Here is a 19,121-nt window from a genome sequence, read left to right as displayed (position 1 = left end):
GCACCGTGAAACGGTATAGCATAGCGCTTCAAGTATCTCTCCACAGCGCGGCTAGCTTGGGCACTACATAAACTTAACGTTCAGTGTTACCCCAATTTGGCGTGGGTCGCCGTAGCGGATATATTGTTTTTCCGCCCAGCCATTATCAGGCTCATTACCAAAATAGAAGCCACGAACGCCATATTCTTCATCAAATAGGTTGCGGCCCCATAAATATGCTGACCACGCACTTGCCTCATAACCTAAACGCGCATTCACAACAGTATATGGCTCGGAGCGCGAATCGTTACTGTCTGAGTAGTAAAACTCGCTCTTACCACTCATATTCAAGTTGGCAAACCAACCCGAGTTCGCACGATAGGTACCGCCTAGGCTATAGGTTAAGTGCGGTGAATGGGCCAGATCGCGCCCCGTTAAATCCACATCAGTACCGTATTTATCTTGATATTGGTAATTACCGTAAGCAGTCTGTAACCAACCAAGGCTTGAGTAAAACTGGAGATTATCCGTGGCATACCAAGTTGCATCCAGCTCGGCACCGTAGTTGTTTGAGCTACCCGCATTTTCAGTGTAGAGAATAAACCGTTGTGGCTTATTAGGATCTTGCTGGGAAGCAGCCACTTGCTGATCCTGTCTATCCATATAGAACAGTGCCAGATTAGTATCGATAAGCCCTTCAAACCAATGGGATTTTAAACCTATTTCGTAGTTGTATAAGGTTTCGGTATCAAACTCTTTTTTATCATTGAGTTCGACTGGCAAAGTCATGTTGAAACCGCCCGCCTTGTAACCTCGCGCCACACGGGCGTAGACATTGTGGGACTCATTGAGCACTTTACTCAGCGCAATATGGCCGCCCCACATGGTTTCGCTCGGGTCAAAATTATCATTGTTAGTGTCGGAGTAATGACTATTACGACGCTCCACACGCAGCCCCATAGACAAGGCATAGTCAGCACCTAAATCCGTATCCAGCTGACCAAATACGGCGTAATTGGTTGCTTCATATTCAGAATCTAACACCTCATCAGGCCAAGTATTATATTCAGAATACAGTTGGTTATCTTCTTTAAGGTTCATCGCATAAACCCCAAGTAACCAGTCGGTTGAGCCGGCAAAAATACGGCCTTGGTCAGTCGAGCTCAAACGAAACTCTTGGGATAAGGTTTTACGCTGACCGGTTTTGTCCCAAAAGTAATCATACTGACAAGGCGATACATTACCGCCCTCTTCACATTGTTTAGATGCCCAATACTCAGAATTGGCCCAATCGCCATCGTAACTATAGTGGTGATCGGTATTGGCAAATGAAGTCAGCGAGGTCAACTCAAACTGCTCTGCCCCCGAATATGTCGCTTTAAAACCTGCGCCGGTGGTGCGCTGGCTATCGACACCCGGTTGATCAGATAGGGTGTTTGTCGGATCGTTGGTTAAACTCCAGACATCATAACCGTTATCAAAATCGGCATGCAGCAGGGTTAAATCGAGTTGCAGATCATCGGTGGCATACCAACGCAATTTCGCGCGACCAGTAAATTCATCGCGGCCATTAGTATCTTCTTTATTTAAATAGATATTGTCGCGATAACCGTTTTGCTGATGTTGCTGCAGTGCCACACGATACAGCAATTTGCCGGAATCGCTTAAGGGACCTGAGCTAAAACCACTGAAGGTTTGTAGATCGTCATTACCTAAAGAAACCTCGGCGCCATGTTCAAACACATCGGTTGGGTCGTTACTCTTAAGGTAAATTAAGCCCGCTAACGCATTGGCGCCATAACGGGTTCCCTGCGGGCCGCGTAACACTTCAACCTGCTGCAGATCGTACATGCTCGACACCATGCCGATACCGGATAAATCAATATCATCAACAATATAACCAACGGATGAGTTAGGCGCGCCTTGATATTGCTCCTGCTCACCCACGCCACGGATCTGAAAATACTTGGGGCGAGAACTACCACCTGACCAGTTAAAGTTGGCGATGGAGTTCATCACATCTTCAAAGTGCTGGGCGCTTTCATCTTGAATTTGCTGGGCATCGATAACGGTAATGCTTGAAGGCATTTTTTCTAAACTGGCACTGCGAAAATCCGCCGTAACCACCATGATTTCCATATTATTATTGGGATCAGGTTTGTCGATAGCATCGGTTTGCGCCCATGCCGACGCACTTAACGCCGCAGAGACGGCCAGCGCTAATGGTGCACGAGTTAACGATATCGTGAAGATTGAAGATTGGTTGTTAGACTTTTTGTTAGACATAGGACCTCAAATACATGTTTGAGATCCGGCAACGAATAAGCGATTCAGAAGTGTGCTGTTGATTGGCCCATTCCTACGCCGGTATTAGCCGGATCAGGTTCTAAGGGTTCGTCTGATGACATCTCAGTCTGCCGAATGTTGGCAAACACCCCTTGGCGGCGCTTAGTATACATGACGAAAATAATAAAGTAGACACACTTGTGCCGGCGATATCCTTAAATATCACTAAAACCTTGTCTTTCTACACAATGTTAAAAATCTTATGCCAAACGCCCGCAATCCCAATGCCTAAAATCGCCAGTCAACTCCTTTGGCCCATTTGACCGTTTATCACGATAATGTTATAGAAGGCCGCCATTTTACATAGGATGAGAGGATCATACTCAATGCAGCTAAAACCGTTAGCCAAAGGACGTTATAGCCAGCGATGGGAGCAAGACTATCCCCTTATTGAAGCGGTGATACTCAGCTGTATCAGCGAAGTTAAAATGCTTAAAAAAGGCGCCCATCTAATGACACAAGGTGAAGCCATGACGTCACTGGTGTTGGTAAAACAAGGGCGCGTGTCGCTTGGCCATACCGCCAGAAATGGTCGATGTTTTCAATTGGGGACTATCGATTGTGATTCGCAACTCTTTGGTGAAATGGAGTTTTTTACTCAATATCACTGCCAATTGGATATTATTGCCAATGAAGCCTTAGAAATCATGGTCATTAGCGCCGAAAAACTACAATATTCCCTCGGCCAGCACCCACAGCTAGCGTTATTTTTTGCCAGCGCCATTGCCATTGACTACCAAGACACCGTCGATATTTTTACCCGGCGCCTGCTGTATCCCATCAGCTATAACGTGGCATATGATATTTACCACGAATATTTAAATGATTTACCCGTTGATGGCTTTAGTAAGCGTTATTTAGAAGCGGAGCGATTTGGTACAACCGATCGAGTTTACCGACGGGCACTACAGTTGCTTGAAGAACGTGGCCTGATTGAACGCAATAAAGAAGGCATAAGGATTAAAGATCTCAATGCCCTTAAACAATTTGTTGAAGCTGCGATATAACCAAATTAAAAAAGCCCACTCTCGAGATTATTCATTAGCAAGAGTGGGCCAAATCAATTAACGTCGCAAATGGACTTTAAGCCGCAGCAGGTTTCATTCGGCCTGAAACAATCAGCATGATAAATATCGCAACATAAAGTAGCGGGATAACATACATCACCGTTTGCAATCCAATAATACGTTCAAAGAATGAGCTAATGGCGGGACTAAACATCGCCCCCGTGCTGCCGCTGATCAGAATATAAGACACATTTTTACTGCTCGCCTTTTTAACAAAAGACACACCATAAGCAATAAATGCGTTGTAAAGAGCTGCGCACACAAAGCCATAACCATAGGTTAAATAACCGATCCAATTAAGCTTATCGGTCGTCACAATCATAAAGGTGATGACCATAGCCAGGCCGATAATTGTGACTAAAAAATGGTGGATTTTTACCCGAGTCACAATCAGCGTCGAAATTAACGCACCAATCAGTGCAGCTGACCAATATTGAGTAATAATATTGCCCGCGTCTTCAAATGGAATATCAAATTTTTGCTTAACAAATAAAGGGGCCCAGGTTAAAAACGTATACAGCGCCAACATGCCTAAAAATAACCCAATGCCACCGCTAATAATGCCGAAATTCCATTCAGATTGTTGCTTATCTTCCGTATTCGATGATTGCTCACATAGCGAAAAATTAGTGAACAAAGTAATAATCACGGTTCCTAACGCGACTAAACCTACGGCTAAGTAACTGTAACTCCAAGACAATGAACTTGTGAGTGCGTAAGTTGTGATTAAAGGGAAAATAACCCCCGCAATATTAAATGTGGCATCTTGCACGACGAGCATGGTGCTTTGTAATTTCTCTTGCCACACTGATACCACTATCGTACCCGCAATACATAGCCCCACACCGCCGCAAAAACCAATCAAGGTCATGGCTATCATCACCACTTGTAGCGAAGCGGTAAGATGTAACGCGACAGCACACAATGCCACTAGGCTGTAACTAATTAAGGTAATTCGCTTGATACCCAATTTTTCAATAAAGAAAAAAGCGGCAATAGTCCCCGCCAGTGCGCCGCCATTAAGCAAGGAGAATATTGAAGCAACGTCATTCACGTTTGCTGCAAATTTATCCGCTATGGGTTCAATCAGCATCCCAAATTGAGTGGCAAAGCCCGCCATTATAAAATTAGCGAGAAAACTAATTGCGGTTAAGGTGATTTTATTATTCATTTTGTCATTCCATCAGTGAAATGCTAAGGGTACAAAGGATAGCGTTAACCCTAATTAAGCGCGGTTTCTAAGGCGAGCTCGATCATATTATTAAAGGATAATTGACGCTCTTGCGCCGTGGTTTCTTCACCGGTTAAACAGTGGTCAGATACCGTCAGAATCGCTAAGGATTCAATTCCCTGTTGATGTGCCAAGCCATAAAGTCCTGCCACTTCCATATCAATACCTAACACGCCGAAACGCTCAAGTGCCGGGATCATATCTTCGTCGGGATCATAGTAAAGATCGCCACTAAATACGTTGCCAACTTTCACGCTAATGCCTTTTTCATTGGCTTTGGTATAGGCTTTGTGCAGTAAGGAAAAGGTGGCTGAGGTCGCCATTTGGTAGCCACTGCTGCGTTTAGCATTCGTTGGGGAATCCGTACCAGCGGCTTGAGCTAAAATCACATCGCGCATTTCGACATGCTGTTGGGTCGCCCCTAAACTGCCGATACGAATAATACGTTTAACGCCGAAAAAATTAATCAACTCATGGCCATAGAGCACCATAGATGAAATACCCATACCATGGCCCATCACCGAAATGCGTTGCCCTTGGTAATAACCTGTGTAACCCAACATATTGCGAACGTTAGTCACTTCTACGGCATCGGTAAGATAGGTTTCTGCAATATATTTAGCCCGCAGCGGATCGCCCGGCATAATAACAGTTTCTGCAAAATCAGTAGGTTGCGCATTAATATGAGCCGTCATAGATCTATCCTCATGTGGTAATATGCAGATAGTAGTGCTCAACCGCGAAATATTTTTAGGACTAAAGTCCGGATCTTCTGTTGTAATCCCCCTTTTTTGTTAAAAGTGGATGATTTATCGCAACGTTTACACTTAGCATCATAAAACTTAATAACAAAATCTCATTTAACACATTGTATTTGATACAAATAAAAAGACTTACACCCAAAAGAGTAAGTCTTTTTAAATATAGAGAATCCGGCACAGACTTTACTAAAACAAACACCAATCTAGTTTGAATGGGTCTCGCGCACATAAACATCGAATTTCGCCACTTGGGCATTTGGTGCCACAGCCGACACTTGTAGCTGTTGTTTGCCGTGTAATTTCACCGATTTCCAACTGGTGGCTTCATCTTCAATGGTAAAACCGCTGGCATCATACCAAGTGAACTTATATTGCACTCGCATATCGCTTGAGGACTTGCTGACGATCAGCGCCGAACCTTGGATAAGATCGCCAACACGGCGCGCCTCAACCCCTTCGACACTGATATCACGGGCAAAACTCTTACTATCGACACGGGTTTCTCCCAGTGAGTTCACCGAAATGCCCGCCGTATTAGTGCAGGCGCCGAGTGTCAGTGCTGCTGCCAAGATTAATCCACTGTAAATTGCTTTCATTTTGTTTTCCCTCACTCACAAAAACCTAGGTGCCGAACAACGGATGGGCAATGACACTACGCGACGCCAGCTGAACTTATGCTTAACGTGCTCATCATGCCCCGCGCTCGCGATTAATCGATCAAAAAGTGCGCCCTTGCGGTAGCGATAAGCTGCTTACGATTGGTTTGCCAACAATTGATATTCACGTTGGCGACCCGTCGCCCCTGACGGGTGATACGGCATTCGGCAAAACTGTCTTTATGCAGGCCTGCTCGCAGGTAATCAATCGAGAAATCGACCACTTTTGGCACTTTTGCCGTTTGCATAAACACCATTAATTGCACTATGGCTGACATTTCCATAAAACCAGCAATTACCCCACCATGAATCGCGGGCAGAATGGGATTACCGATATTGTCGTCCTTAGCGGGGAGTTTGAAAATCAGCTCATCGCCAAAGCGCTCGACCTTCATGCCAATAAACTTAGCATAAGGCACATGTTCGAGCAGATGACCAAAGTCGTTCAACTCGGTAGCGCGTTTTACAATTTCCTGTACATCGAGGGTTTTCGGCTCGGCCGGCTTATTTGAGTTCATCAGTCTCTCCTAAAGACGGCACGGCTTCTCCCATCAAGGCTTGCCTAAAGGCATCGCCGACCATTTCTGGGCTGATACGCATAAAGGAGCCCACCGCATGGGCGATAGGATCATCAATGCTGTCCTGATAGGCGATGGCGCGGGTAAAGGCAATATTGGATGACAACTTATAGCACTCGGCAAAGCCATAAACCGGTTTATGGGGCTGCGCGGGCTTCATATAATCGACGCGTAAGTCGAGGGTGGGCGAAATCTCTAAGGATTGATATTTTTGAAAAATCGCACTCACCACCGCGCTGCCACAGGCGGTATCCATCAGGGTGGTGATCACCCCGCCGTGGATAACCCCCGTATCGGGATAACCAATTAACTCCATGCTGTAGGGCAACTCAATCAGTACATGGTGCTCACTGGCTTCGAGCACGGTTAACCCTAAGCGACGGCACTGGGCGAGCTGATCGACAAACCGCTGCGCCATTTGAGTCAGCGGAAAAAACTCAGGATTTACCTTCATTGACCTTGGCTCAACATAGGTCCCAGTGGCTCTCCGCCGACGAGATGAATGTGGATATGGTACACTTCCTGTCCGCCATGTTTATTGCAGTTCATGATCAAACGATAACCGTCTTTGGCAATCCCCGCCTCTGCTGCCAGTTTGGCTGCCACAGTCATCATCCGGCCGAGTGCGGGTTCATCCGAGGCTTTCATATCATTTGCGGTTGGGATCAAATGATTCGGCACAATCAGAATATGGGTTGGCGCCTTTGGCGAGATGTCTCTAAAAGCAGTCACCAGCTCGTCTTGATACAGAATGTCGGCGGGAATTTCGCGGCGGATAATTTTGCTGAAAATGGTTTCTTCGGCCATGGGGAGTCCTCCTTGGGTTAATTGGGATAGTATACTAGCAATTCAACACTTTGTGTCTCCAGATATTTTGCGTTTCATTTGCCTGTTGTGCGTATTTTTGGCAGCATGACGCCCATTAAAACGCAGCGGTTTTACAGGATAAATTATGATCCACTATCACATCATGCCCGTCGATCCCAAGGCGCACTTGTTCGCCGTTACCATGACGGTACAAAAGCCCCATCCTAAGCAAGTTTTTAGCCTGCCCGCGTGGCTTCCCGGCAGTTATATGGTGCGGGATTTTGCTAAGAATATTATCGACCTTAAAGCCACTGGCGATAACGGTGAGACGCTCCACCTCACTCAGCTTGATAAACAAACCTGGTCGGTCGAACATCAAAGCACCCAACTGACCTTAACCTATCAAGTTTATGCTTGGGACCTGTCGGTACGCACCGCGCATCTGGATATGACCCACGGTTTCTTTAACGGTAGCAGTGTATTTTTAGCCGCCCATGGCTTTGAGGCAGGCTTACACACAGTGACGATGGCGGCGCCGACCGAGCCGAGCCTAAATGAATGGCGCCTTGCCACCAGCATGACACGCAAAAGCGGTGATGAATTTGCCTTTGGTGAGTTTTGCGCGCAAAGCTATGACGAACTTATCGATCATCCGGTAGAAATGGGTCTGTTCACCCACGCCAGCTTTGAAGCCTGCGGCGTCAGACACGATATCGTGTTAAACGGTCGCCACCGCGCCCATATGCCTAGACTTTGCCAAGATTTAAAGGCGATTTGCGAGTATCAAATCAAGCTGTTTGGCACGCCAGCGCCCTTTGAGCGTTATCTGTTTATGACAACAGTACTCGACAATGGCTTTGGTGGTTTGGAACATCGAGCATCGACAGCACTCATGTGCTCACGCAAAGATTTACCGCTGTCGATGGATGCGCCGATAAATAACGACTACCGCACTTATTTATCGCTCTGCAGCCATGAATATTTCCACAGCTGGAACGTTAAGCGCATCAAGCCGGAATGCTTCTTGCCTTATCAACTCGAGGCGGAAACCTATACGCCGCAGCTGTGGGCCTATGAGGGCATCACCTCCTATTATGATGATTTCCTTACCTATCGCGCAGGCTTAGTCGATGAGCAAAGCTACTTAGATATGCTGAGCGAAACCTTTACAAGGGTATACCGCAGTCAAGGCCGCTTTAAACAAAGCATTAAGGACTCGAGTTTTAACGCTTGGACTAAGTTCTACAAGCAGGATGAGAACGCCCAAAACGCCATTATCAGCTATTACACTAAGGGAGCCCTGTTTGCCTTGTATCTCGATTTAACCCTTAGAAGCGAGACCAAGGGAAAATATAATCTCGACGATCTAATGACCATTCTGTGGCAGGAATATGCCCTGCAAAACCGAGGCACCACAGACGAAAGCCATCAAAGGATTGTTGAACGCTTATTGGGGCGTGATTGCCAAGATCTCTTCGCCTATTTAGACAATACCGACGATATCCCGCTGGCACCACTACTGGCCGAGTTTGGGGTTGAATTGACACTGAGAGCGAGCCAAGGCGCGCAGGATGTTGGCGGTGGCACGGCCAAAGGGTATGAGATTGCCTTTGGCGCTAAAACGCAAGCTGCGCCAATAGGCCTTAAAGTGACCACTGTCGCCCAAGGTAGCCCTGCGCACCTTGCAGGCTTAAGTGCCGGAGATATCTTAATTGCGGCGGATAATCTGCAGGTGACAGGTCAATTTGAAGCTCAGCTTCAGCAATACCCAATCGGACAACGCTTAAGCCTGCATTGGTTTAGACGAGATGAATTGATGACGGGAGAACTGATTATTGCAGAGGCGCCTAAGGATACGGTTGCCTTAAGCATCACAGATAAAGACAAACTGCAGGCTTGGTTAGGTCGTTGATCTTTAATCTATTAGCCTTTAATGCACTAATTTTTAATGCACTAATTTTTAATGCATTAGTTTTTAATGCAATAGTCCTTAACCCATAAAGCACAAAAGGGGCAATCGTATCGAGGATTGCCCCTTTTTATTTGATTCTTAAGTTGTTCAATTGAATATTGGCTTAGTGGCCCCATCAACAACGCGTTACACCACCACATCGTGTAAGTAGGTTTGCGCCCATGCAATGGCTTGCCCACGGCTTGACACACCAATCTTACGGAACACACGGTACAAGTGAGTCTTAATGGTGCTCTCACTCACAAACAATTGATTCGCGATATCGAGGTTAGTGCTGCCAGACAAGAGGGCTTGTAACACTTCGCGCTCACGGATGGTTAATGGCTCGGTATCTTCGAACAGTCCAAAGTCATCATTTACCCCATTCACCAATTGGATGGGGATCACTCTGTGTCCACGCAGGATGTTAGACAGGCCAAGGCTGATTTCTGTCAGTCCTGCATCCAGATAAAACACCCCTGCCGTAGTCGAGGCTTGCATTAAAAAACGGGCATCAACCTGTTTAGGGAATTGAATGTAGACGACTCGCACACTCGGGTGTTCACGGGCAAGCAAGCGTTGAAATTGATAGGCTTTCTGAAGATCAACAGTGGAAAGGTCAATCACCACCATAGAGGCTTGGTTATCTTTGATTTGATCGCACATTTCATCTGGACTGACTTGCGACAGCTTCACCAGAAACTCCTGAGGCCAGCGGCCTGCAAGCAATTCCATCAGAACTTGCGATCTTGACACTACAATCCAATGTAATATTTTGAACATCCTGCTCACTCCCTGTCTGGTTAACGATTATTTATTTTGAGAGGAGAAACATCTCTCAATACCACTTCAACATCCGTTCAATAGACTTCCAAGTCTATCGTGCACACGATATTAGCATTAGATAAAACAGATTCAAAAGACTTACGTAAAAAATATTTACCGTACGCAAATCAAAAACTTCTACAACTTTAGGACAAATCATTGTCAAGCAGAAGGCTTAATTTAAACTGAAAATAATGCGCTATTTTTAACAGAAAGGCGTAAAATCAAATCAATACAAAACATAAGGAAATACCATGTCCAGCCAGCAACCAAGCCCTATTGAAATACAATCCTACCCCGTCTGGGACAGACCTACGCGTCTGTTCCACTGGATTAATGTCATCCTCGTACTCGCCCTGCTTATCGTGGGCGGTATAATGATGTTTCGCAGCGACTTAGGTATAACCGAACTCTCCGGTAAAATCGGGCTTAAGACCCTGCACGTCATCATTGGCTATGGCTTTGCGATTAATTTACTGATCCGCTTAGTGTGGGGCTTTATGGGCAACAAATACGCCCGCTTTAGTCATATGTTCCCCAATGCCAATAGCAAGGCCGAGTTACAAACCTATAAAGCAGAACTTGCCGCGGGTAAAAATCCCCAATATCTAGGTCACAACCCTAAAGGAAAATTCGCCGTTCTCGCTATCATGCTCTTATTAGCCACGATTATGATTACTGGGCTGATCCGCGCCGGTACCGATATTTACTATCCACCCCTGGGAAGTGCAGTCCAACAGTACCTTGCGGCCACCAATGTCGATCCGAGTAGCCTACAACCCTACGATGCAACGGGCGTCGATACCGATAAAGCTAACGTGATAAAGCCCATAAAAGGTCTTGTAGGAGAGGTACATGTGTATGCAGTGTATTTATTGATACTGTTGATCATGTTGCATGTTTTTGCCGTAGTCTACACCGAAGTCAAACGCCAACCTGGCATTATCTCAGCCATGTTTTCAGGCAAAAAGCTTATTCAAGGACAACCGAAGGACGAATGAGGTCAACTCAATGAGCATAAAAAACGCCAGCATTTGCTGGCGTTTTTATCAAGCTCAATCTGAAGTCAAACTTACTTCTTCAGAATAGATGCCGGAGTACGGCCATCGTCGTGGCAGCTTTCACAGGTAGGTTTTTGACCTACGTTCATATCGTGTGGCGCATGGCAGTCAGCACAGACTAAATTGCCATCGTGTGGCTTATGTACTGCGTCCATTTCAGAAAGCTTACCATGGCAGCTTTGGCATTGTTCAAACTCATAGGCACCATCAGCAGATGGCGTACCATCTTTATGACAGCTTTCACAACCACCAGATTCAGCGTGGAAGTCAGATAATTTTTGATCCGCGGCAAATGCGGTTGGCGACAGCGCTAGCGCTGCAAGACTTGCCCCGAAAAGCACACTTAATAGTTTTTTGCTCACAATTGTATCCTCCAATGGTGATTGACAGTGGAAATTCTTGTCAGGGGTGACTTCCATCTTGCAACCAATGTAAATAGCACGACTCGATTTAACTTAGCTAAGGATTGAGTAATAAGCAACACAATCTTATGCAAAGTAACTTTATCAATATACTCAAGGGTAAAATGTGCGCTGCATCATGTAACCACATGCTTATATAAGAGTTTTACATTGTCACAACCTACCAATTACAACTAAAAGCCTCCCTAGCTTAATCATCAGCAAAAGAAAAGCCCTAATAAAAAAGGAGACCCTAGGTCTCCTTTTGGTGAACGTTTGGACTCAATTAACGAGTTTGTAAAGCCGCAATACGCTTCTCTAGAGGCGGATGGCTCATCATTAACTCAGCCATTGAACGCTTGCCGTTAATACCAAAAGCAGACATTTGTGCTGGCATTGCTGAGCTTTCTGGGCCTTGGCGTAAACGCTCAAGTGCTGCAATCATCTTATGCTTGCCCGCTAAGCGAGCTGCACCTTCGTCGGCACGGTATTCACGGATACGTGAGAAGTAAGCCACAATAATTGAGGCCAAAATACCAAACAACATATCAAGAACAAATACCACTGCCATATAAGCAAACATGCCCAAACCTTCGCCTTCTTCATCATTGCTCGAGACGAAGTTGTTGATGATGCCTGCAACAACACGCGCCGCGAAGATCACAAAGGTGTTCACCACGCCTTGGATTAAGGTCAAAGTGACCATATCGCCGTTAGCGACGTGGCTTACTTCGTGTGCAAGTACGCCTTCGACTTCGTCTTGACTCATGCCATACAACAGACCTGTACTTACGGCAACTAATGAGTTGTCCTTACTTGGGCCAGTTGCAAATGCATTCATCTCCGGCGATTGGTAAATTGCCACTTCTGGCATTTTAATCCCAGCTTGCTGGGCTTGGCGGGCAACCGTCTCCACTAACCAACGCTCAGTGCTATCACGTGGGGTGGTGATTACTTCACAACCCATGGTCTTTTTCGCCATCCATTTTGAAATCGCTAAGCTGATGAAGGCTCCGCCGAATCCAAAAATCGCAGCGAACACTAAGAGTCCACCCATAGTAGACGTATTCACGCCTAGAATAGACATTACAATTGAGGCTACTAGCAACACGGCTAGGTTAGTCGCAATCAATAAAAATATACGCTTCATATCAGCTCCTTTACGGCACAAAGGTGCCATTTATTTTGTTCAAAGACATAATATGTCCAATTAATCGAAATTCAAGGGGTAAAGGTAAGAGTTTTTCTAATCGCTAATTTTTCTCTCAATTTAGACACAGCCTTTCATGGCTCGTGAGTCTAGGGACAGTCTATTAAGCCAAACTTAAATCTAGGCGCTGTCAGTGTTACAGCCAAATTCATGTGTGTTTATCTATGTTTATCGTAATTAAACTTTGTTAACATGCCTGCACATTCTGAGATTTAAGGATAAAAAAATGACCGTTAATGCCCTACTGCTAAGCAGTTCACGTGTTGGTGACACGCCTTATCTTTCCCATGCGCTGCCTTTTATCAAACCACTCACCGCTCACGCACAAAAATGGATTTTTATTCCTTATGCAGGGGTAAGCATGAGCTACGATACCTACTTAGCCTCTGTAGTGACAGGACTCAGTGAGCTTAAACTCGATATTAGTGGTATTCATCAACACCCTGATCCGCGCCAAGCGATTAAAGATGCCGACGGTATTTTAATTGGTGGCGGCAACACTTTTCATCTTTTGCATGAGTTGTATAAGTACGATCTTGTGCAGCTTATTCGTAATGAAGTCCTTAGCGGTAAGCCTTACATTGGTTGGAGCGCAGGGTCAAATGTATCTGGATTAAGCATTCGTACAACTAACGATATGCCGATCATTGAACCGCCATCATTCGCGGCCCTAAACATAGTGCCTTTTCAGGTAAATCCACATTATTCAAACTACCGTGCACCAGGACATAACGGTGAAACTCGAGCTCAGCGATTACTCGAATTTACCCGTGTCGATCCGATCACGCCCGTCATTGGCATTGTTGAAGGCAGTGCGCTATGGCGACAGGGAGACACTTTATCACTTTTGGGTGATAACCCTGCCTATTTATTCTGTGGCGAACAGCAGGAGCTCCCTATTCCCGTAGGTAGCGATTTATCTCATTTGCTAAAATAAGATCTCGTTAGCGGCATTCATCGTGGTAAATAGGGTAACATTCACACTAAGCTAACCACTTAACATGCAAATGCCGCTCCTTTAAGAGTTGAACGCGACAAAAGACTAGACTGATTATTGACCTTGCACGCTATCAATATCCTTTCATCATGCAAGGATCGGCATATCTCCCGCAGGAGAAAAAACTTGCACCACTTAAGTATCTGCACTAATTTCGTTGTCGAACACCTTGATAAACAAGATTAATTTTTGCATTTACCCCTAGCTACATTCTGAAACAAATTTTCTAAGTTATTTAAAATTAGGGAGTTATGACCAAGGCACAGGAGTATTTTTTTACCCTTGGTCCATCCAAGTGAGGAGTTTTCATTTTGCGACTGCATTCAACATTGAACCATTCAACCCCGATGAACGGTCATAAAAAGACCAAATTAACACTTTTTTTTGGGTCTATACTGGCCGGCATAATGAGCATCAGTAGTTTAGCCCCCGCCTATGCCGCCAATGCAAGCGATGATAAAAAAGCTAAGGCATTCTCCCATGACACCGTCGTTGAGTTAGCACAGCAACTGGCTCAAAAACCCTTCAAAGAAGCTAGAAAGGCTCCGAAGGAACTGATCGACTTAGATTACGCCACTTATGGCAAGATCAATTATCAAGAAAACGCTGCGATTTGGGGCGGAACACCCACTAAGTTTTCAGTGCAACTTTTTGCGCCCGGTTTTTTATACAAAAATTTGGTGGATATTGATGTCGTTGAAAATAGCCGAGCTTTTCCTATCGAGTTAACAGAATCTTCCTTTAGTGTGCCCAATGATACCATTGAGAAATTGCTCACGCAGGTAGGACAATATGCAGGCGTTCGACTTCATTACCCCATCAATGACGATGAAGTCAAAGACGAGTTCATTATGTTTCAAGGGGCAAGCTATTTTCGTGCATTATCCAAGGGCCAAACCTATGGATTATCAAACCGCGGGTTAGCCATTGATGTTGCCCAACCTAAAGGTGAAGAATATCCCTTATTTAAACGTTTTTGGATAGAGCGGCCCTCTAAATATCAAACCGCGATTGTGGTACACGCATTGCTAGATAGTCAGAGTGTTACAGGTGCCTATCGCTTTGGTATTTATCCCGGAGCACCGACACGTGTTGATGTCGATGTCACCCTCTTTCCGCGCCGAGATATCGCCCACGTTGGCCTAGCACCACTGACTTCCATGTTTCTTTATGGTGGTTTAGATACGCCTGACAAACCCGATTATCGTCCTGCTGTGCATAACTCTGAAGGATTACAAATTGATCGAGGTAACGGTGAGCGTTTATGGCGACCACTCAATAACCCAAACAAACTGCAAATCAGTGCCTTTGGTGACGAAGATATTAAGGGTTTTGGCTTAATCCAACGCCATCGTAACTTCGACTACTATCAAGATCTTGGTGCGAACTACCAACAACGTCCTTCTGCATGGATTGAACCATTAAACGATTGGGGTAAAGGGCAATTAATACTGCTTGAAATTCCATCAAGCGCCGAAACCAATGATAATATCGTCGCCTATTGGGAACCTCAGGGGGGATTAAAGCAGGCTGAGCCCTATCGCTATTCCTACCGCATTACAGCGTCTAATGACAGCCCAAGTTTTACAAACAAAGCACGGGTAATTCGTAGCTCTAAGGGACAAAAACAGGTCAAAGGCAAAGAACTCCTTATCGACTACAGCAATATCAAGCCACAAGATATTGAAAAAATTACAATTGATGCCAGTATCAGTAAGGGTAAAATCCTCTCATCTCGGATAGTAGCTCACCCTGAAATTAATGGTGCTCGGATCTTCATTACGTTTGAGCCTGAAAGTACCAATGTGGCAGAATTGCGCATTCAATTGCGTAAAGATGAAAAACCTGTCGCCGCTACTTGGCTATATCGCTGGAACAGTGATGATTGGCCCTAGGCCGATAAACTAAGACTCGATTTGCGTTTTACTTAACACCATAAAAATCGCCGGAAATCCGGCGTTTTTTATGGGTAAAATCAATATTTCCACACTCATATTAATAACCTTACAGTTAAGCAGTTTAATATTCCCGATGACTTATCACAGTATTTTTCGGAATAAGTAGGATTATTTTTCTCTAACAAAAATAGGGATTTTCAGTTCCAGTTTTTGAATCCTATTTAGCGTCTCATAACATTTACACCCCAATCCTACGGCGTTATATTAGCCTCTCAAAAAAACTGAATATTCACACAAGCTACGTTTTTATAAGATATCTACCTATTGTGCTCATCCTATTCAGTGTTTAGTTATTTTTCGCATCATCAATATGTTAGAGAAAAAATGAAGTTACCTACATTAAATGCTGCGTATTTTCGTAAGCCAACGACAATATTGTTAATTACAAGTACGTTACTTATCTTATATTATTTATTACCAATGATTGGGCGAGCATTTTGGCTAGCCTTAGTATTACTCAGCTATTTGCTGATTTAACATGTAAACAAGATGCTAATATGGCGATAAAGATTAACATTCATCTTAATATTCTCCATTAATCTCGCTTGATAATGCTAAGTTTCTTCAACCTATCAAATCTAGCTGACTCATCATCTAGACGGATATTTATGCTATGCCATTTTCACACTTGAAATCAGTTCTCACGCTTTCGTTACTGTTTACCCAGAATGTCTTGGCAACTGCCGTCGATTTTAGTGACTATGGTCCTTTACGCAGCTATGCGCAATCACCGGCCCAAGCAGGCAGTTTAACACCGATGTTAAGATCAGGGTTTTCGTTACCTGAAGGTCAAAAAGAGCTGCACTTATCCGCAAGTGCAGCCAGTGTTTGGGCTGAAACCGATGACTATTTTGCCGATTACTATCACAACACCCTTGAAGGAGGACTGACTTGGCAAGTCAATGATAAATGGATGATAGATACCAGTTATCACTGGCGTTTTAGTGGCGATAATCACTTAGACTCAGTAACTATGTGGTTTCATGATGCATTTGGTTTTAGTCAAAATGGTCGTGAAGATGCCGCTAAACATCAAAATCAAATATTTTCTAAAGATGGCGTTAATCAGCAAAATATCTCAGGCGAAAACCTCAATAATGTCGTCATACTTTATGTTGGCTACCAATTGTTTGAAAACCAATATCAGGGCTTATCTTTAGGAGGCAGCCTATATTATAACTATGTCGACTCAGGCCCCTTTGAAGATGAAAGCTTTGAACAAGCGTTACAGCTTAATTACAGCTTTCGTTATGAAAAACATCATATTCATTCTACCGCAGCTGTTAGTTTTAGGCAGGGTAATGAGGTTCTTTCGGGGATAAGCTACGATAATCATGCTTATTCCGTCAATCTCGGTTATGAATATTTAACGGGCCGCCATGGCTGGTTGCTTGAATTACATCACTATCAGGGCTTACTCGAAACCGAAAATGATTTTTCAAAAGCCTCTAACGAAATATTACTCGGCTACCGTTACTATTTAGATACCAGTGCAATAGAGTTTTCTATTGTTGAAAACTATTTCAATATGGATAACAGCACCGATATTGCCTTTAATATTGGCTATCGCGTTAAGTTATAATCACAATATTTTAAAACTATGCCAACAAAAACAGAGGCGATATTGCCTCTGTTTTGATATCAAACTTATTATTTGAATAAGCTTATTTCATCAATAAGGGCTGAATATTCATAAAATTGGCGGCATGCTCCGCATCCGCCTGCTTAAGATGTGGAATACACCCGAGAAAAGGCGATACCATCATCTCTTTAAGCGACGCTAAGTTTTCATCGAACACACTCATATTGGGATCGACACAGTTTGCCACCCAACCTGCGACCGTTAAGCCATCGGCTAATATCGCTTCTTGAGTTAATAACGCATGATTTAGACAACCGAGTTTCATTCCCACCACAAGAATGACGGGTAAATTAAGCTGTTGTACCAACTCAGATAAGTAGCGCCCTTCCCCTAAAGGCAAACGCCAACCGCCCGCTCCTTCGATCAAACAAAAATCAGCTTGTGCCCACGCCTGTCTATCCAACTTAGCTAAAATCGCCTCGGGGAATAAATTAACTCTCTGCTGTTTTGCTGCAATATGCGGTGCAATCGCAGGTTCAAAACTAATCGGATTCACCTGCTCATAGCTCAGTTTAAGGGATGAAGCCGACATCAGTTTTAATGCATCACTGTTACACAAACCCTTTTCAGTGATTTCACAGCCTGAGGCAACAGGCTTCACCCCAAGACTTAAGCGCGAAGACCCTGCGCACAGAACGTCACGATTGAATGCGGTCAAGAGTGCAGTCGATACTAAGGTTTTACCGCTATCGGTATCTGTTCCTGTTACAAAAAACATGCCTTTTACCTGTTAATCTGTTGGCCAACTATGCGCCAAACCGTTGCTAGAGATTTATACCGAGCCGCCTTGGCGACGCACACGAAATTGGGCGATCTGATAGGTTAAAGGCAAGCCCTGTGCCTCACGAAATTGCTCTGCTCGTTGTTGTAAAGCCTGCCAATCGTGGCGGCCACGCAATTTACCAAAATGGGCATCGGATTCAGAAGAAGTTAGGCTCTGTACTGAGGATTGCACCGATGCGCCCACGCCTTTAATGGAATAGAGTAAGGCTTTAAGATCTTGAAAATAGACGGTCATTGGCATGAGCTTCACATCAAGAAATTGCCAATCTGTGTCGTCAAATGCCGCTTGTAAGCTTTCAAGAGATAAGAAACTGTTGACCCTCAAACCAAGATTAGATAACTGAGTCAGGCTACCTGCCGCCACGATACTCAAATGCGCTTCTCCACCCGATGTTAAGACTCTGGCCATTTCGCTGGTTGCAGCCGAAAAGTCATGACACCACTGCAGGGCCAAATTGGAGTAAATATTATCGATGCACGCATCGGCAAAGGGTAATTGCTCGGCATTACCGCACACGCATAGGTAGCTAGGGAAAGTCGCTTGAAGTTGTTGCAGCATGCCCAAAGCGATATCGAGTGCATAAACTCTAATATCTGTGCCTGTGGCATTATGATCAAAATTGGTTCCCGGCCCTGCGCCAATATCAAGAATTGCGCCCTTGGCAACAAATCCCTGCAACAAACTCGCACCGCTTAAACGCTGCAAACAGTTATGTTCTTGATAGCTCTTGGCTGCTGCTGAAAACCGCTCGGCAATATGCGAGAGCTGATCTGCGGGCTCATGGGGATTAAGGCTAACGCCAAGCGGCATGGACATCTTTGGTTATTCTCACTTTTAAATCAAACTCTGATCTTTCAACTCTAAAAT

18 protein-coding genes and 1 riboswitch are annotated in these 19,121 nt (G+C 44.7%); of the genes, 6 read left to right on the top strand and 12 right to left on the bottom strand.

Going from position 1 to position 19,121, the window contains the following annotated elements; translation table 11 throughout:
• Window positions 1-63: 63 nt before the first annotated feature.
• The gene (locus M0413_RS17030) at window positions 64-2,265 is read right to left on the bottom strand and encodes a TonB-dependent receptor (protein ID WP_203433453.1); all 2,202 of its coding nucleotides are present in this window, start codon (window positions 2,263-2,265) and stop codon (window positions 64-66) included.
• Between the two features lie 53 nt (window positions 2,266-2,318).
• A riboswitch (TPP riboswitch) is annotated at window positions 2,319-2,428 on the bottom strand.
• Window positions 2,429-2,651: 223 nt separating this feature from the next.
• Here M0413_RS17030 and M0413_RS17025 point away from each other — a divergent pair.
• A complete protein-coding gene (locus tag M0413_RS17025) occupies window positions 2,652-3,332 on the top strand; it encodes a Crp/Fnr family transcriptional regulator (RefSeq protein ID WP_188871557.1) in 681 nt (226 codons plus the stop codon).
• A gap of 76 nt (window positions 3,333-3,408) precedes the next feature.
• Here the strand turns inward: M0413_RS17025 and tsgA are convergent, their stop codons facing one another.
• From tsgA to hinT, 6 genes are all read right to left on the bottom strand, one after another.
• The gene (tsgA, locus tag M0413_RS17020; protein WP_249555008.1) at window positions 3,409-4,563 is read right to left on the bottom strand and encodes an MFS transporter TsgA; all 1,155 of its coding nucleotides are present in this window, start codon (window positions 4,561-4,563) and stop codon (window positions 3,409-3,411) included.
• A 50-nt stretch (window positions 4,564-4,613) separates the two neighbouring features.
• Window positions 4,614-5,318 carry a purine-nucleoside phosphorylase gene (deoD, locus tag M0413_RS17015; RefSeq protein WP_037427467.1) on the bottom strand — a complete coding sequence of 235 codons (705 nt, stop codon included), beginning with the start codon at window positions 5,316-5,318 and terminating at the stop codon, window positions 4,614-4,616.
• Window positions 5,319-5,587: 269 nt separating this feature from the next.
• Window positions 5,588-5,980: a YcfL family putative periplasmic lipoprotein gene (locus M0413_RS17010; RefSeq protein ID WP_099458254.1), complete on the bottom strand. Its 393-nt coding sequence runs from the start codon at window positions 5,978-5,980 to the stop codon at window positions 5,588-5,590.
• A 113-nt stretch (window positions 5,981-6,093) separates the two neighbouring features.
• Window positions 6,094-6,558, bottom strand: a complete 465-nt coding sequence (locus M0413_RS17005; protein WP_088585477.1) for a PaaI family thioesterase — start codon at window positions 6,556-6,558, stop codon at window positions 6,094-6,096.
• A complete protein-coding gene (locus tag M0413_RS17000) occupies window positions 6,545-7,072 on the bottom strand; it encodes a PaaI family thioesterase (protein WP_249555006.1) in 528 nt (175 codons plus the stop codon). The genes M0413_RS17005 and M0413_RS17000 overlap by 14 nt, the downstream gene beginning before the upstream one ends.
• Window positions 7,069-7,425, bottom strand: a complete 357-nt coding sequence (gene hinT / locus M0413_RS16995) for a purine nucleoside phosphoramidase (RefSeq protein WP_011623075.1) — start codon at window positions 7,423-7,425, stop codon at window positions 7,069-7,071. The genes M0413_RS17000 and hinT overlap by 4 nt, the downstream gene beginning before the upstream one ends.
• A gap of 145 nt (window positions 7,426-7,570) precedes the next feature.
• Here hinT and M0413_RS16990 point away from each other — a divergent pair, with 145 nt between their 5' ends.
• Complete coding sequence (locus M0413_RS16990; protein ID WP_144376468.1) at window positions 7,571-9,337, top strand: M61 family metallopeptidase; 1,767 nt, start codon at window positions 7,571-7,573, stop codon at window positions 9,335-9,337.
• A 186-nt stretch (window positions 9,338-9,523) separates the two neighbouring features.
• On the opposite strand, the gene M0413_RS16985 is transcribed toward M0413_RS16990, so the two are convergent.
• On the bottom strand, window positions 9,524-10,159 hold the full coding sequence (locus M0413_RS16985; protein WP_011717426.1) for a LuxR C-terminal-related transcriptional regulator: 636 nt from the start codon (window positions 10,157-10,159) through the stop codon (window positions 9,524-9,526).
• Between the two features lie 296 nt (window positions 10,160-10,455).
• Between M0413_RS16985 and M0413_RS16980 the strand changes: the two genes are divergently transcribed.
• The gene (locus tag M0413_RS16980; protein WP_249555004.1) at window positions 10,456-11,202 is read left to right on the top strand and encodes a cytochrome b/b6 domain-containing protein; all 747 of its coding nucleotides are present in this window, start codon (window positions 10,456-10,458) and stop codon (window positions 11,200-11,202) included.
• Between the two features lie 71 nt (window positions 11,203-11,273).
• On the opposite strand, the gene cctA is transcribed toward M0413_RS16980, so the two are convergent.
• Window positions 11,274-11,624, bottom strand: coding sequence for a tetraheme c-type cytochrome CctA (gene cctA / locus M0413_RS16975; RefSeq protein ID WP_037419470.1), 351 nt, complete (start codon window positions 11,622-11,624; stop codon window positions 11,274-11,276).
• A 325-nt stretch (window positions 11,625-11,949) separates the two neighbouring features.
• A complete protein-coding gene (gene htpX, locus M0413_RS16970; protein WP_037419467.1) occupies window positions 11,950-12,813 on the bottom strand; it encodes a protease HtpX in 864 nt (287 codons plus the stop codon).
• A gap of 286 nt (window positions 12,814-13,099) precedes the next feature.
• Between htpX and pepE the strand changes: the two genes are divergently transcribed.
• The 3 genes from pepE (at window position 13,100) to M0413_RS16955 (ending at window position 17,410) form a co-directional block, all read left to right on the top strand.
• On the top strand, window positions 13,100-13,810 hold the full coding sequence (gene pepE, locus M0413_RS16965; RefSeq protein WP_037419465.1) for a dipeptidase PepE: 711 nt from the start codon (window positions 13,100-13,102) through the stop codon (window positions 13,808-13,810).
• 371 nt (window positions 13,811-14,181) lie between these two features.
• On the top strand, window positions 14,182-15,765 hold the full coding sequence (locus M0413_RS16960) for a glucan biosynthesis protein G (protein WP_249555002.1): 1,584 nt from the start codon (window positions 14,182-14,184) through the stop codon (window positions 15,763-15,765).
• Between the two features lie 676 nt (window positions 15,766-16,441).
• Window positions 16,442-17,410, top strand: coding sequence for a DUF3187 family protein (locus M0413_RS16955; protein WP_249555000.1), 969 nt, complete (start codon window positions 16,442-16,444; stop codon window positions 17,408-17,410).
• 82 nt (window positions 17,411-17,492) lie between these two features.
• On the opposite strand, the gene bioD is transcribed toward M0413_RS16955, so the two are convergent.
• Together bioD and bioC are read right to left on the bottom strand one after the other, a co-directional pair.
• Window positions 17,493-18,188, bottom strand: a complete 696-nt coding sequence (gene bioD / locus M0413_RS16950; protein ID WP_249554998.1) for a dethiobiotin synthase — start codon at window positions 18,186-18,188, stop codon at window positions 17,493-17,495.
• A gap of 54 nt (window positions 18,189-18,242) precedes the next feature.
• Window positions 18,243-19,070, bottom strand: coding sequence for a malonyl-ACP O-methyltransferase BioC (gene bioC / locus M0413_RS16945; RefSeq protein WP_249554996.1), 828 nt, complete (start codon window positions 19,068-19,070; stop codon window positions 18,243-18,245).
• Between the last annotated feature and the right edge of the window lie 51 nt (window positions 19,071-19,121).

Source organism: Shewanella sp. 8A, from assembly GCF_023475945.1.
GTDB lineage: Bacteria > Pseudomonadota > Gammaproteobacteria > Enterobacterales > Shewanellaceae > Shewanella > Shewanella xiamenensis.
The sequence above is the reverse complement of the archived record's forward strand: the minus strand, read 5'-3'. Positions and strand labels throughout refer to the sequence as shown.

Excerpts from the sequence above, each read along its gene's own strand:
- M0413_RS17030 (WP_203433453.1), bottom strand. The coding sequence starts at position 2,265 with ATGTCTAACAAAAAGTCTAACAACCAATCTTCAATCTTCACGATATCG.
- M0413_RS17025 (WP_188871557.1), top strand. The coding sequence starts at position 2,652 with ATGCAGCTAAAACCGTTAGCCAAAGGACGTTATAGCCAGCGATGGGAG.
- tsgA (WP_249555008.1), bottom strand. The coding sequence starts at position 4,563 with ATGAATAATAAAATCACCTTAACCGCAATTAGTTTTCTCGCTAATTTT.
- deoD (WP_037427467.1), bottom strand. The coding sequence starts at position 5,318 with ATGACGGCTCATATTAATGCGCAACCTACTGATTTTGCAGAAACTGTT.
- M0413_RS17010 (WP_099458254.1), bottom strand. The coding sequence starts at position 5,980 with ATGAAAGCAATTTACAGTGGATTAATCTTGGCAGCAGCACTGACACTC.
- M0413_RS17005 (WP_088585477.1), bottom strand. The coding sequence starts at position 6,558 with ATGAACTCAAATAAGCCGGCCGAGCCGAAAACCCTCGATGTACAGGAA.
- M0413_RS17000 (WP_249555006.1), bottom strand. The coding sequence starts at position 7,072 with ATGAAGGTAAATCCTGAGTTTTTTCCGCTGACTCAAATGGCGCAGCGG.
- hinT (WP_011623075.1), bottom strand. The coding sequence starts at position 7,425 with ATGGCCGAAGAAACCATTTTCAGCAAAATTATCCGCCGCGAAATTCCC.
- M0413_RS16990 (WP_144376468.1), top strand. The coding sequence starts at position 7,571 with ATGATCCACTATCACATCATGCCCGTCGATCCCAAGGCGCACTTGTTC.
- M0413_RS16985 (WP_011717426.1), bottom strand. The coding sequence starts at position 10,159 with ATGTTCAAAATATTACATTGGATTGTAGTGTCAAGATCGCAAGTTCTG.
- M0413_RS16980 (WP_249555004.1), top strand. The coding sequence starts at position 10,456 with ATGTCCAGCCAGCAACCAAGCCCTATTGAAATACAATCCTACCCCGTC.
- htpX (WP_037419467.1), bottom strand. The coding sequence starts at position 12,813 with ATGAAGCGTATATTTTTATTGATTGCGACTAACCTAGCCGTGTTGCTA.
- pepE (WP_037419465.1), top strand. The coding sequence starts at position 13,100 with ATGACCGTTAATGCCCTACTGCTAAGCAGTTCACGTGTTGGTGACACG.
- M0413_RS16955 (WP_249555000.1), top strand. The coding sequence starts at position 16,442 with ATGCCATTTTCACACTTGAAATCAGTTCTCACGCTTTCGTTACTGTTT.
- bioD (WP_249554998.1), bottom strand. The coding sequence starts at position 18,188 with ATGTTTTTTGTAACAGGAACAGATACCGATAGCGGTAAAACCTTAGTA.
- bioC (WP_249554996.1), bottom strand. The coding sequence starts at position 19,070 with ATGTCCATGCCGCTTGGCGTTAGCCTTAATCCCCATGAGCCCGCAGAT.